Origin of the sequence: Rahnella sp. AA, from assembly GCF_002834385.1 — a bacterium.
Taxonomy (GTDB): Bacteria; Pseudomonadota; Gammaproteobacteria; order Enterobacterales; family Enterobacteriaceae; genus Rahnella.
The window spans coordinates 249537-263583 of the sequence record NZ_PITQ01000001.1 but is presented as its reverse complement, the minus strand read 5'-3'; the positions used below and the strand labels follow the sequence as shown (position 1 = coordinate 263583).

General features: G+C 48.3%; 10 protein-coding genes. 7 read left to right on the top strand and 3 right to left on the bottom strand.

Annotated elements, in window-relative coordinates; translation table 11 throughout:
• Positions 1 to 343: 343 nt before the first annotated feature.
• Positions 344 to 559 carry a hypothetical protein gene (locus tag CWS43_RS01200; protein ID WP_101075046.1) on the top strand — a complete coding sequence of 72 codons (216 nt, stop codon included), beginning with the start codon at positions 344 to 346 and terminating at the stop codon, positions 557 to 559.
• A 72-nt stretch (positions 560 to 631) separates the two neighbouring features.
• Here the strand turns inward: CWS43_RS01200 and CWS43_RS01195 are convergent, their stop codons facing one another.
• Positions 632 to 1768 (bottom strand): porin, encoded by a 1137-nt coding sequence (locus tag CWS43_RS01195; protein WP_101075045.1) that lies wholly within the window; start codon positions 1766 to 1768, stop codon positions 632 to 634.
• A 628-nt stretch (positions 1769 to 2396) separates the two neighbouring features.
• Here CWS43_RS01195 and CWS43_RS01190 point away from each other — a divergent pair.
• The 6 genes from CWS43_RS01190 (at position 2397) to CWS43_RS01165 (ending at position 11940) form a co-directional block, all read left to right on the top strand.
• Complete coding sequence (locus CWS43_RS01190) at positions 2397 to 2732, top strand: hypothetical protein (protein ID WP_101075044.1); 336 nt, start codon at positions 2397 to 2399, stop codon at positions 2730 to 2732.
• A gap of 328 nt (positions 2733 to 3060) precedes the next feature.
• Positions 3061 to 5145 carry an ATP-binding protein gene (locus tag CWS43_RS01185; RefSeq protein ID WP_101075043.1) on the top strand — a complete coding sequence of 695 codons (2085 nt, stop codon included), beginning with the start codon at positions 3061 to 3063 and terminating at the stop codon, positions 5143 to 5145.
• 33 nt (positions 5146 to 5178) lie between these two features.
• A complete protein-coding gene (locus CWS43_RS01180) occupies positions 5179 to 6159 on the top strand; it encodes a YafY family protein (protein ID WP_101075042.1) in 981 nt (326 codons plus the stop codon).
• Entirely contained in the window at positions 6156 to 7406 is a 1251-nt protein-coding gene (locus CWS43_RS01175; protein WP_232776603.1) for a hypothetical protein, read from the top strand. The genes CWS43_RS01180 and CWS43_RS01175 overlap by 4 nt, the downstream gene beginning before the upstream one ends.
• A complete protein-coding gene (locus CWS43_RS01170) occupies positions 7399 to 9366 on the top strand; it encodes a hypothetical protein (RefSeq protein ID WP_232776602.1) in 1968 nt (655 codons plus the stop codon). Before CWS43_RS01175 ends, CWS43_RS01170 begins: the two co-directional genes overlap by 8 nt.
• Positions 9367 to 11940: an SNF2-related protein gene (locus CWS43_RS01165; protein WP_101075041.1), complete on the top strand. Its 2574-nt coding sequence runs from the start codon at positions 9367 to 9369 to the stop codon at positions 11938 to 11940.
• Positions 11941 to 12252: 312 nt separating this feature from the next.
• Here the strand turns inward: CWS43_RS01165 and CWS43_RS01160 are convergent, their stop codons facing one another.
• Both CWS43_RS01160 and CWS43_RS01155 read right to left on the bottom strand, forming a co-directional pair.
• A complete protein-coding gene (locus tag CWS43_RS01160; protein ID WP_157825341.1) occupies positions 12253 to 13164 on the bottom strand; it encodes a Kiwa anti-phage protein KwaB-like domain-containing protein in 912 nt (303 codons plus the stop codon).
• 5 nt (positions 13165 to 13169) lie between these two features.
• A complete protein-coding gene (locus CWS43_RS01155; RefSeq protein ID WP_101075039.1) occupies positions 13170 to 13760 on the bottom strand; it encodes a hypothetical protein in 591 nt (196 codons plus the stop codon).
• Between the last annotated feature and the right edge of the window lie 287 nt (positions 13761 to 14047).

The following is a 14047-nucleotide window of genomic DNA, read 5'->3' as shown; positions in this document are numbered from 1 at the left end:
AACTGCCTAAAAATTCCTCTTACTGTATAAATCCCCATGATGTAGTCTCTCCTCACTGCGGCAAAACCCGCAGTCAGAATTAGCGTTCTGTCATTTTCTGGTACCGCCAACTCTATGAAAATAGGGTAAATGTGGTACGGTCTGCACTCACCCAAATTATGGTGGCTCAGGCAGTGGCTTTTTCGAAAGCACCGGATCCAGAAAACCGGTAACGCTAACGCTGTTTGAGCTACCACCATGGGTTTAGCGTCTCCAGTGGTAGCAAACTCACTATTTTCTGGAGTCACCGAAATGGAATTTTATACTACCGCTCTGCTCAACACCTCCGCACCGGAGGCAGCCCATGTCTGATCTTTATGACAATACACAGCTGGAACTCGAAGAGATCGTCGATCAATGCCGTGCACTGGCTTATGCCATCGTGACGCTGGATAACGTGCAGGCCAAAGACTTACTGGGCTTTATTCTCTGTGAGCGATTAGAGGTGCTGAATCTGGCATTGGAACTGCCGTTTACCGATGATGACATCGTCGCAGAGGAAGCAACGCTGGCGGCATAACGCTGAGGTTCAGGGCATAAAAAAGCCAGCGCATTTCGGCGCTGGCAATTGAAAACACGAGGCAATCGGTAATTAGAAATCGTAGAACACGGTAACCCAGGTCTGATCCGGTTCGCCGTCGGTAGAATGCGCCAGTGTGCGTTCTACATAAACTGACAGGCCGTAACCGATCGTGGTGCCCGCACCGAAATAGGTGTGGTTTGCATGGAAATCTTCGCCGCCTTTCAGTTGCAGGGAATCGGCTGCAACGTAAGGTTGAATAGATTTCAGGAATGGCTTATCGATATTAAAGGTATAACCGACAAAACCTTCCACACCGTAACCGCTGCCGGCAAAGTAGTGATCAACCGGATTTGTGCGCGTGCTTGGCACGAAATCTTTGTAATAACTGCCGGTACCCACGATGTACCAGTTATTTGGCTGCCAGGTTAATGCAGTACCAGACAACTGCTGGTGATAATCTTTTTCATTGTATTGACTATCTTTAACCGTCGCATCGGTCAGGCTGTATGCCGCACTCCAGACTAAATCCTTGGTAAGCTTATAATCGAAACCTAAACCACCACCATTATTGCGACGGTAATGCTGACCTTCACCCGCCTGAATTTCGTCTTCCGGCAGCAAATAGTTTGCATATAACGTCAGAGGACCAAAGTCATTGGTATATTTAATACTGTTTTTAGGTTTATTGGCACCATCGTAGTTACCGTTAATACCAATGCCCGTACCGCCTGCGTGACCATCGTTATCCCAGACGTCGCTTTTAATCCCGACGACGGAATAATAAATCCCGTACTGGTGGCCGTAGGTTAATGTGCCGTAACGGTCGTCTTTAAACCCGGCATATAACTGACGCTGAGTATCGCGGCGTGAGCCTTCTTCATAGTGTCCGTCCATGCCCAGCAGGTGCGCCATGTCCACACCCAGCTCGTAGTAAGCGATGATGGAGGTGTCTTGCGTCAGTTTATAATCACCACGGAAACGGAAACGCGTGCCGCCGTCATGGCCATTCTTATAATAACCCGGCTCTTCGCCGTTATTGAAAATCCACTCCGGACGGATGCTACCACCGACTTGTAAACTTAACGGCGCGAGCAAAGAGTTGCTCTGAGGATTTTTATCTAAAACAGTAATCTCGGCGTGCGCGCCTGCCGATAATGCCGACAGCACGACACCGCCAATTAACATTGACGCTTTTAAATTGCTCATTATTACCCTGTCTTTATTATTTATGTGATGTGTGTGCGGTCTTGCGCCGCGTATAAATAATTAACATAGGTATGACGGGCGACAAAGTGAAAATTAAGAAAGTTCCCTATAAGAGAAAAATATATTTAGCCCAAGGACTAAACAAAAATACTCCAAAATGTAACTCAGTGAAATACTTTATGTATTATTGATTAAATACCTATCACTATGGTGATAATGCAATCAATTGTAAATTTGCACGCCGAATTATTTGAAATATTTTATAACAATTAGCTCTCAAAAATAGCATCAATAAGTAAATCACACCAGCGTGACAATTACATTACGTGACAAACATCCGGTTTCATTATTTAGGATCCGGGGCAATTTACCGGCCTCAGAATAATATTCCGTAAAGCGTGTTACTAATTAACCAATTTCATTTTTTATCTTATTAATCACTTTCTATCAGGTAAAACACCGGGCACCTTAGGTAAAATTGCGAGACGCATTCCAGTTCTGACAACAAACCACTGTAAATAAAAACAGGTTATTTCTTTGATTCACGAACTGGCATAAAGTCATCTGGCAGCGGCAATCACCCCGCCAGTAATGGGGGCCTCGACTCACTGACAATGGAATGCTCTTCATGACCGATACCGATAACAACACTGCTTTCACCGAGAACTCAATTACCACTTTTTGCTCACTCATTGCCGGGCTGGATTTCAGTCATTTTGAAGAAGCTCAGCTTTACGATCTCATCGCCCTGACGTCAGAGTCTGCCGGAGGGTTATGCCAGGGTTTGTTATGCTTAAGCGAAGGGTTAGAAAACTGCGAGATATTACCGCCAGAAGGGATCCGGCAGGTCAGCGCCTATCTGAAAGCCTCAGCGCACCTGCTCCCGGTATTGTTTGAATTAAATGAACAGGCTAATCAGGGCCTGACCAGAGGAAAGAAAATTACAGCTTATCCGATGAACTGATACAGCCAGCGATATCCTGCATGGGAAAACAGCATTTTCCCCCTGCCGCACAGCGGATCGCTTTCCGCTGTGACGATATACCAGGAGATGCGTGCCATATTGAGTAATTTTATTATTATGAAATAAAAGTCATACCAGATTTAATTCCACAGAGAATAAGCCAGTGAAATTATATTTTATCACTCCTCTTTATCACTCTCCTGCTATAACACGAGCCTGTGACAGAGTGTGTCGCACCATGTTCATGAATTAAATAAAACCAATGAAAATACATTGCGACACAACTTGTCACGCTCATGGAGAAAATAAGATTTTTAGGAGGGATAAAATGAAAAATACTCAAACAGCTGAACTTATTCAATCATGCGAACGTGATAACACTCTGCAACTGTGGATATTACGTCTTTTTTTCCGGCTAGGTGCGCATAAACAGTTCATGACTCAGCATGGATTCAATAATCAGCCTCTGGCCGGATATCTTAATCTGACAAAATATGAAGATGAGGAGTTCAATCATCAGTTACAGCAGTCGATACTGGGGGTATTGCGTTTGCGTCATGCGGAGCTTGAACGGCAAACCCCGATGGCGAAACCTTCTGAATTTCAACAAGCATTAGAGAGCCTGGCCCGACGAATTGGGCTCAGCCCGGCTGAAAGCTTAATTCTGGAATTCACTTTGCAGCTTCATCAGGAGCAACTGCTAGATGATGCCGCTGATTACCTTGGCGCAATGACTTCAGCCAGAGTTTACAGGGCTCTGGCTGCAATACTGGATCTCACGGAGGACGATGTCCGCTTCGCATTAGGGCCGTTGAGTGTATTAACAAAAACCGGTCTCGTGAATCTGGAAACTAATGGCGCTTATACGTTACGCAATAAGCTCGAGCCATTTTCTCCGACATTTTCTGAGCGTCTGTCTGCGGGTGAAACCGATCCAGCCAGGCTACTGGGGGGGATGATTTCCCGGTGCGAACCTGCACATCTCAAATTAGAAGATTACCAGCATATTCCGGCAGTCAATATGATGAGGCAGTGGCTTCATTATGCTTTTCAATCCAGCCGCGTCGGTGTGAATATCCTGATTTATGGGCAACCGGGAACGGGTAAAAGCCAGCTCTGCCGGCTGCTGGCCGAAGAGTTAAACAGCGAGATTTATGAAGTTACCAGCGAAAATGAAGCCGCGAGGCCCATCGGTGGCAGCCGTCGCCTGCGCGCATGGCGGGCGGCGCAACGATTTTTTGGCGGGGAAAAAACACTCATCCTGCTCGACGAAGCGGAAGACGTTTTTAATGAATGCCCGGGATCGCTGACAACCCTCCCCCAGCCCGTGCCAAAAGCGTGGGTTAACCGCCTGCTTGAAGAAAACAGGGTTCCTACCCTGTGGGTCTCTAATGAGATCCGCGAAATGGACCCTGCTTACATCCGCCGGTTTGATATCGTTTTAGAATTAACCGCCCCTCCCCGGGCACAGCGGGAAACTATTCTGCTTGAGGCTTGTGGTGCAACACTCTCGAATAATGACATTTCACAACTTGCCAACATCCCATATCTGGCCCCTGCCGTTGTAAAACGGGCCGGAACCATTTTGCACTCCCTCAAAGATAAACTGGATGAAGAGAAGCATGCTCACTATTTAATGTTTTTAATTAACAGCACTCTAAAGGCACAGGGACATTTGCCGATAAAGCTAAAAACTAAAGTCAAATCACCTGGATTTTATGACATGGCATTCATTAACAGTGACTGCCCGCTGGGTGAAATTGCCGCTACCTTGTCGCCCGCTGATTCAGCCCGCTTTTGTCTTTATGGCCCCCCGGGTACAGGTAAAACCGCCTGGGCTTACTGGCTGGCCGAACAGTTGAAGCTCCCTGTGATTGAAAAAAAAGCATCGCAGCTTTTCGGCCGGTATGTCGGTGAAAGCGAGCAGAATATTGCTGCGGCTTTTGAGCAGGCCTGGCGGGATAACGCCGTGCTGCTCATTGATGAGGTGGACAGTTTTCTCACCGCACGGGAAGAGTGCCGGCAAAGTTGGGAGGTCAGCTGCGTCAATGAAATGCTCAGCCAGATGGAACATTTCGACGGGATTTTCATTACCACAACGAACCGGTTCGATGTGCTGGATGCAGCGGCATTACGCCGTTTCGACCTGAAAGTTCGTTTTAATTTTATGGCCGATGATCAGGCAGTTGCGCTGCTGAATCTTTATTGCAAACAACTGAAACTCGGAGAACCTTCACCTTCGGCTATCAATGAACTAGCGAGATTGTCATTGCTGACGCCTGGGGATTTTTTCGTCGTATCACGCCAACATACATTTAAACCACTGACATCCGCGAACGCATTTGTGAACGCTTTGAAAGCGGAATGCCGTGTAAAAAAACGAGAAGATGTCGCAATTGGGTTTATGCATTAATCAGTTTCGTGTGGACCGAAAAGGGAATAAATCATGGCCAAACGACCAGAAACAATAGAAACAACACTGCTCGCTCTTGAGTTATTACGACGAATTCCGCGCGGCAGGAAAACCACCGCCAAAGAATTGCATGAACAACTACTTCATGCGGGAATTGAGCGCGATTTACGCACCATCCAGCGTCATCTGGAAATGCTCTGCACTCATTTTGATATTGAGTGCGACTTACGCAGTCGCCCCTATGGATATCGCTGGCTAGAGGGATCAAAAGGCGTTTCCCTTCCCATGCTAACGCCGCAGGAATCTCTGATTCTGGCCATGGCCGAGGCACACCTTAAGCCGATTCTGCCCAGCCGGTTGATAAGATCAATGACGGGCTTTTTTACTCAGGCTCATCGTAATCTCCACGACAGCGCAACCGGCCGGCTCGAAGCAGAGTGGCCGGACAAGGTCAGGGTCGTGGCAACCAGCCAGCCTTTGCTGCCGCCACCTATAGCAGAAGGTATTTTTGAATCGGTAAGCGAAGCGCTCTATCTCAACCGCTGGCTGAAGATCACCTACCGTAATGCGAGTGGTAAAGAGAGTGAAAACTCGGTGATGCCGCTGGGCCTGGCCCAGCAGGGCCCCCGCCTGTATCTGGTCTGCCGCTTTGAAGGGTATAACAACGAACGGAGTCTGGCGCTAAATCGTATTCTGGCAGCCAGCATCAGCACATTCACTTTTGTGCGCCCCGCCGAATTTAACCTGAAAAAGTATGATGATGATGGTCGCTTCGGCTTTGGTGAGGGTCATCAGGTATATCTGACGTTTGAAATTGACCGCACCGCCGGATTCCATCTGATTGAATCACCGCTTTCGTTGGATCAAACCCATCGGGAAATAGGCAATCAACGCCTGGAATTCTCTGCCACAGTAGTAGACAGCGCCATGCTGAAGTGGTTTTTAGCCGCCTTTGGGGAAGCCGTCAGTAACGTTCAACGGCAGCCGGTTGTGGAAGGGAATGCCACAGAATGAGTCTGAACAACATTACCTGGGGTCTTTGCGCACCTGCAACCGTCCCTTCCGTCAGAAGAACGCGCACCTTGCAACTTAGCGAAATTGTTGCACGCTTCCATCATCGGGCTGTGCCGGGTTTGGGCGGCGTCTGGTTTGGGCGCCAGCTGATGATGGCGTTACAGGGTGTGGCGATAGCCTGCCAGATGGGTAAGGACGTCAGCAATATCGAAGCCGCAAATGCCATTGAAGCGCTTTGCTGCTGGCAGGGCTTTCAGGAGGATGAGGGGAAGAACGGGGATCGTCGCCTGCGTGGCATCCGAAAGATCCGCGCATTAAAATTTAACAGTTTGACCTTCAGCGCCGCCAGAAGGCGCGCTTTCTACGTCACCATACCGATGCGCATGAGTACGATTGAAGCACTGCCCGCCCTGGGATTTGTTCACGCTCAGCGTAACTTTAACGCCTTTCAGTGTAGCCAGGCGGGCGAACAACTTGTCAGGCTTGAAGCGCCGCAAATGGCTGAGCTGAAAAAATGGATCAGCTCACCTGACAGAAAGCCGCCAAAAACCATCAATTCGCCATTAATCCCCTTATCGCAAGATGCCTGTTTGCTGATACGAAATCAGCTGGAAAATGCCGGCAACGACGAGGATAGCAAGCGTCGCAGGGACGCCCTGCTCTGGATGGATCGCCTGCGCCAGTCCCCGCCTGAACCATTGAGCTGGAAAGATCGCCCTGACGAAATTTCATCCGTTCACTGGCACGATTTGCAGGCAGGTGCCTGTTTCTTTAAAGCACAAAACGCGGCACTGGGATTGCTGGATCTTCTCGAATATGACATGTCTCAGCGTGGTCCTGGCCCTGTTCTCTCCTTGCATCAGGAAATTCCACTGGCGATCGGTGACGCGGCTGAAAAGCTGAGGCTTTACGCGCAAGCGTTTTTGGATCTGCAGCACAGTGATGCAGCTGCAAACCAGTTTTGCAGCGAATGTACCCTGGAACCTGTGGCGCTATTGCGCGCACTGGTCAGCCGTGACGGTCATATTCTCAAGCTAAAGGGCGACCTGATTGAACCGGGCCCGGCCTTTAATAGCGGGGTCTCTCAGTCCGCTCAGAACACCGAGGATGAAGAACAACATGCCGCAGGAGCCTCTGATTTCTGGCCTGCAGAAATATCGTGGCGGATCCACAACCTGTTCCTGCTCAACCTTGATCTACATGGAAAACTGGCGGACTGGCTTAAAAAGGCGATGAATAATGGCTGATTTCTCAAAACTGCCCCCTTCCCTGGCCGACTATTTTGATGCACCTGAGGGTTATAAGGGGCATTTTGGCTGGCTGTGTGGTTATTCAGCAACGGATGACTTTCTGGAAAATGCAGTGGATCGCTTTAGCTGCCTTAATCAGGCTACGCGGGCTCATCACGGGCAGATAAAACTGGCTCTCTTTCTTGATGCCGGAAATAAACCCATCACCACCGTTGATGTCCCCGGCGTATTACATTGCCAGATGAAGTCAGCACCACCGTTGAATTTACTTCATGCGAAAGTCGCTCTCCTGGGATTTAAGCCTGACCAACCGGAAGATGCATGGCGATTACGGCTGGTCGTCAGCACCGGAAACTGGACAAAAGAGACACTGACGGAAAGCCTTGATTTGGTCTGGTGTCTGGATCTCTCCAGTGATGCGCTGGATAACGTCACCGGGGATATTCAACAAAGTTGTGCGGATTTTCGTGCCGCGCAAAATTTATTTGAGGAGATCGCCTCCTGGTGTGACACCAGCCTATTGTCATTAGAAATAAACGACCGGCTAACGACCGGAGGACTGGCGCGGTTGGATGTCAGCGCCTGGCTCAACCTATGCCGACAATATGCCCGCGGCAAACCCCGTCTGGTCGACAACCGTAAAAGGTCACTCTTTAATCAGTTGAAATCCTGGCTGGAACAGCCTGATGTCGCTGGAAAGAGAAATTATCTTGCGATGGGATCCGGTTTCTATGAAGGGGGAAAAGGCGATAAACCATTGGTGCCACAAAAAATTGTCCAGCTTTTACAGGACGACAATTTATTAACAAAAAAACCGGAAATTGATCTCTATGTTAATCCTGAGGCTTGTCAGGCGGTTGCCAGTAATGTGGCAACGCTCAGAGAGCAACATATCACTGTCAGACCCCCCTCTCAGTTGGCAAAAACTGAACGCACCCTGCATGCCAAATTTATATTCAGTGCTAACTACCGCAATGTCAGCGACACGCTGACCCAGTGCTGGCTTTATATGGGCTCCGGAAACCTTACCGGACCTGGCTTTATGCAGCGAATGAAAACCGGCACGGGCAACCTGGAAGCCGGTGTGTTCTTTTCACCGGAACGGCTGGCGAGAACCCCTGCAGGGAACCAGGCACCCGAAGAAACCCTGACATGGCTGCTACCCATCCAGTCAGAGATTGATTGTGATGCTCTGCAAACGCCCATTCAGGCGGGACAGGAGATGGAGGAACGCGCTCCCCAATTTGCACCGTCCATAACCTGGCTCAAATGGACCCCACTTGCAGACGGTCAGGGTACCCTTCATTACCCCGGATTTCCCGGGGATCACATCACCGTTCTCGCAACTGGCGGAACTTCCTGTGCCCTGGTTTTGCAGGGTTTTCTATGGCAGGGCGAAATGCCGCGCTGGGTGGACATTACCTGGCCGTCAGATAACGGGGCGCAGAGTGCAAAAATCCCCGTTATTGATGCGCTTGGCCGCATTGCGGCAACGCCTTTGCGGCCGCTCGATCTGGAAGAGGTGCTTTGGCAGCTCTCCCGGTTTCCTCACACACCCGACGTGGATTTCGCCGAAACAACCAGCATGTCGGCAACCTCAGCCGCCGGTTCTTTTGCGGTAAATTCTGACGACCAGCCGGTCTCCTCACAACCGGTCAGGCAGGTAATGGCGTTAATCGAAGGTATTGCCGGGCGTCAGACCACGCTTCCTGAAAGCCAGTGGCTTTACTGGTGCCGCAGCCTCGAGCAGGCGCTGATTCAGGCAAGCGACAACGGCGATATCAGCCGCTTTATTGATCTTGGTATCAATCCACTCAGCCCGCTGAGAGAAGCCCCTTTCCGGCCGGAGTACGCCGAGGACGATCAGAGCGATAAAGGACAGGATTATCTGCAGATGCTGATGCGTATTGAACAAGCATGGGGTGTTGATTCACTGGACCATTTCAGGGGAGCGTAAATGAAGAATAACTTTCAGGGCTGGCCTGTCGTTACTAAGTTACTGCGCGAACGGGTTGCGCAGGAACAGGTAGCGCTTAATGCCGGGCAAAAAGCCGCCTTGCTGGCGATTGCCGATCGCATTGAACATCATGGCATTATCCTGGCAGACGAAGTGGGTATGGGAAAAACCCGCATCGCCGCGGTGCTTTCCCGCTGCGTTATTGCGGCAGGCGGCCGAGTCGCCGTTTTGATTCCGGGTGGGCTGGCGGCCAACTGGCGCGAGGAGCTGAAAACGGCAGGGGTCACCCCTTCAGCACCGCTGCTTAGCCTCAGGCAATATATGAGTGCCTGGGGAACGGAGACGCCGCCCGCCTCCTGGTTTGAGGAAGATTGTCTGATTGTTTCCCACGCTATGGCTAACTGGCGGTTGGGCGAAAATAGTCATCCGTGGCGCTGGGGATTACTCCCGGAACTCTGCTGGCAGTGGTCTGAAAGGTGTGATTGCCCTTCATTAACCGAGCCTTACCTCAAGCTTGCGGCTAAAAAAATCAGCGCAGCGATACGTCGTCTGCCCGCCGTACATCCAGCCAGAAAACAGATCAAATCGCTGACGCGTAAAATCGACTGGGATAAAGCCCTGTCGGATAAAGATTTTGGTGTGTATTCAACACAACGCGAACAGCTTGAAACCAGTGTGGGCCTTGGGCTCGGGACGTTTGAACTTGTTATCGTCGATGAAGCGCACAAAAGCCGGGGACAAAGCAGCAGCCTGAATCGCTTGCTGGAAAATATCATTCAGCCTGCGAGTGAAACCCGACGACTGGCCGTCAGCGCCACGCCCATTGAACTCGACAGCCAGCAATGGGCACAAATGCTGGCTCGGATTGAGGTCAGTTCTCCCGAAGCTATTCAGGCTATAGAACATTACCAGGCCGCCGTCGCAGACATCAGGGAAAACTATGCCAGCAGCCTGTCACAACAGAAGTATTACCAGGCTTCCGCTGCGTTTGAGCAGGCACTTTCCCCGTATCTGTTACGTCGTGACAAACGTGAAGACGAGTCTGTGCAGAAATTCCATCAGCACTCAACGCGTCCCTATCGTCGTAAAAAAGAGATCGTGGTGGATACCTTCGCACTGCCGATGAACTGGATACAGGCGATTTGCGCCGCCGAAGCGCTCTCGTTTGTTTCCCGGATGCACGAAGACAGCGCAGCGCAACGACTGCGACTGACGGTTGGCAACGGTCATGGTATCGCCACGCTGTTGAATACTCCGGAAGAAGGCGCGACGACGACGCCCGAAGCGGAGCAGCGGGACGTCACTGAACCAGAAACCAACACGCGCCCGGATAAGCGCCTGCAACGTGCTAAATGGTGGCAGAGCCTGCTCACTCCCATTCTGAGCACGGATGAAGAAACACCCCTCTTTACCCATCCTGCGATCCTGGCTGCGGTTGAAGCCGTGGAGGAAGTTTGCTCTCGCGATGAAAAAGTGTTGGTTTTTGGCCGGTTTACCCGACCGATGGCCGCACTGGTGAAGTTACTTAATGCACGGGAAATGCTGCGAACGCTGGAGTCAAAACAGGATTACTGGCCACATGAACAGCTGCCTGCATCCGAGTGGCAGGCCGTTCAATGTGCCTGGCGCCAATTATATGACGGCGAGGCCAGCCAGGAGGCCATCAATGCACAGCTTGCCAGTCAATATAAAGAGCTTGATAACAGCCGTGTCGCATTTCGTAATAGCCTGATTTCACGGCTTGATGAGGGATTATCGGCCTGCGAAAGCCACAGTGTGAAAACACTGTTTAACGTCTTTAAGCAACGAGCCTCCCGTCGCGATGATAATGAAGATTTGATCGTCGTTGCCAGGGCCATTTATTCGCTGACCGGAACCGCTGAAGAACGGCGATCCCCTGCGCGCCTGGCAGACGTCTTTACCGATATCGTTAATGCCACGCGTGACCGGGATAACCCCGACAGTGACGAAGAAGTTGACGGGGAGAGTCAATTTGCGGAGCAACGCTGGCAAACCGTTGTGGGCTGGCTCAATGAAGAATACAGCCGTCGCGAGAGTGACTATGCGCGCCTGATGAACGGACAAACCTCGGCAGCCAGCCGCAACCTGATTAATCTGGCCTTCAACCGCCAGCACAGCCGCCCTTCTGTTCTGGTCGCTCAGTCGCTGGTCGCCAGAGAGGGACTGAACCTGCACCTGGCCTGCAGAACGGTAATCATGCTGCATCCGGAATGGAACCCTGGCGTGGCAGAGCAACAGATTGGCCGGGTCGATCGGTTGAACAGCCTCTGGCAGAAAAAGCTTGAGGAAGCACTGAGCGCGGGTAAACGCGGCGATGAATTACCGACCATAGATTTTATGCCGGTGATCTTCAAAGGCACTTACGACGAGCAGAACTGGCAAGTTCTCAACCAACGTTGGGATAACCTTCGTGCGCAATTACATGGCAACCCCTTCTCAGTCAGCACGCTTCAGGACAATGCCGGGAACCGGGAAGATATGCAGTCGGTGATTGATGCTGCACCAAACTTTTCTCCCCTGAATCAAAAAAGAAGGCCGCAATTATTTGACTGATAAAGTAGCCTGAAGGCTTTCAGGCATGTGCCGTTACTAATAATCAAATTGTGAATTTTGTTTCTGCCAGGATGCTTACAGCTGAAAACCTGGAAATATCAAAAAGTGAGGGGAGCTGGAATGGGTGTGCTCACAGAGTGTTCTCGAACGGCTTTCACTTGCACGGCAATTCTTGTCGGGTACGTCAGCGATTGAGCGCTTGATAAAGTGGCAAACGCCTGAAGAAAGACTTAAGAATAATTAAGTTATAAATATATGGGATGGATAATTTCACCATCCCAAAATATATATTTATATAAATAAAAATTGACTTTAACTAACCATCGAAGCATTTGGCACATCATAAATATGAGCAGCAAAGTGGGATTGTAGTCGATGATCGAGTAATGCCTGAAAGATATCCGCACAACACTCATCATTCACAATGATCTTTCCATTTGCATCAAATTGCAAATTAAGTCTAAGGCGATTTGCATTACCCTGTAGACTCCTCATAAAGTCAGGGTTTTTATAATAACCCTTTTGTTTAATCGCAGAGGCACGTCTTAACTGCATGGCATTATTACCAACATATCTTTTCAAAGGTTCCGCATCAGTAAAAGCTTGACTGAATTCGGCCTCATCCACTAATTCACCGAAATCAGAAATGTGTGCATTTTTATAGCTAAGAACTGACTCAAATATTTTTTTGTTCTTAATAAAAACATTCTCTTCCAAAACAAAAAAATCAAAATCCCTAGAAATATTAAATTTAGGCGTATCATCAATAGAAAGCTTGTTATTTTTGTAAACAATATTCTTAAATCCTTTGCTTTTTTTAGTGCTCCAAGATGAATCAGTCTTTTTAACACAATGTAGAACAACATCTTCTATGACTAATTTTACTGAATAGAACTCACAGTTTGAAAGCTCTTTAATGTCAGTGACTTTCTTTTCAGGTGTTTGGTTCGCAGAGACAACTGCCACTGAGACCGCTGACGTTTCTCCCGTACCTATTTGCATAAGGCTATTTTCATTATTTTGAGCTAATAAAGAATAATTAACTACTTCAGTATAGTTTTCTCTCTCATCGTCGATAAAGCCTATAAGTTCTTGCTTCAACCTTTGATCAACAGTAATCCATTTCCCTGTGAATATTGGATTCCCTTCAGAAACCCTCTTCTTAAAAATCCAAACTGATAGTTCTGCTTCTTGAATATTAAAGTTCTTGAGTGTTTCAAGCATAATTCTCATCCTTTATCAATTACAATGACAGACTGTACAGTTTCGTACTCATAGTCAGAGTTCGGATCAATACTTAGACTGGATAAAACAACGCCAGAAAATACATCCTGACTTCCTGGAAATCGATACGTGACTTCATACATTTTCCAGTTAAATACCATAAGCACTGGGTTCAATATTATCTGTCCAGATTTATATGACAACCAAAAAAGCCAGAGGAGGAATATAATAAACCCCAAAAACTTGTTGGTTTGTAAATAATCTATACTCATAAATGAAACAATATAAGGAAGAACATAATTCATTAAATCAGAAGGACAGTATTTAGAATCTATGATTTTTATCTTTTGCCCCTCAGAACCAGCAAATTTTAATGCAATCCAAGATACTAAAAAACACGTCAGACAGACAAGAAAAAAACCGATTGAAAGAAATGGCTTCTGAAGTGGGATACTGCATGTAGCAGATGTAAGGAAGTCCCAGCAAAGACCACCATTTTTTTTCTTATCATCTATATCTTGCACCAGTAAAATAGTACTTAAAGGTAAATATGATCCTAGGAATATTGCAAAAGCAAATAGTAACCTGGGGTTCATAATTTCTCCTGTAACTCTTTATAGGGCATGGAATTTTCTTTCCGATGAAGATTAGACAATAATTCATCTGTTGCATCAACGATGCTTTTCAAAAATAGATAAATTTCGTGATGAAACTCTATCCCGAATTTCTTCAAAAAAACAATGAAACTCCGACTCATTAACATTAGCAAGTTCATAATAAGCATGCTATAGATGGCGCAAACTTGGTTATTCTTAGAAAAACACTGTACCTACAAGTAGGATTATATTTTAGCCTGAACCAACATGATTTTTATCAAAAGTCA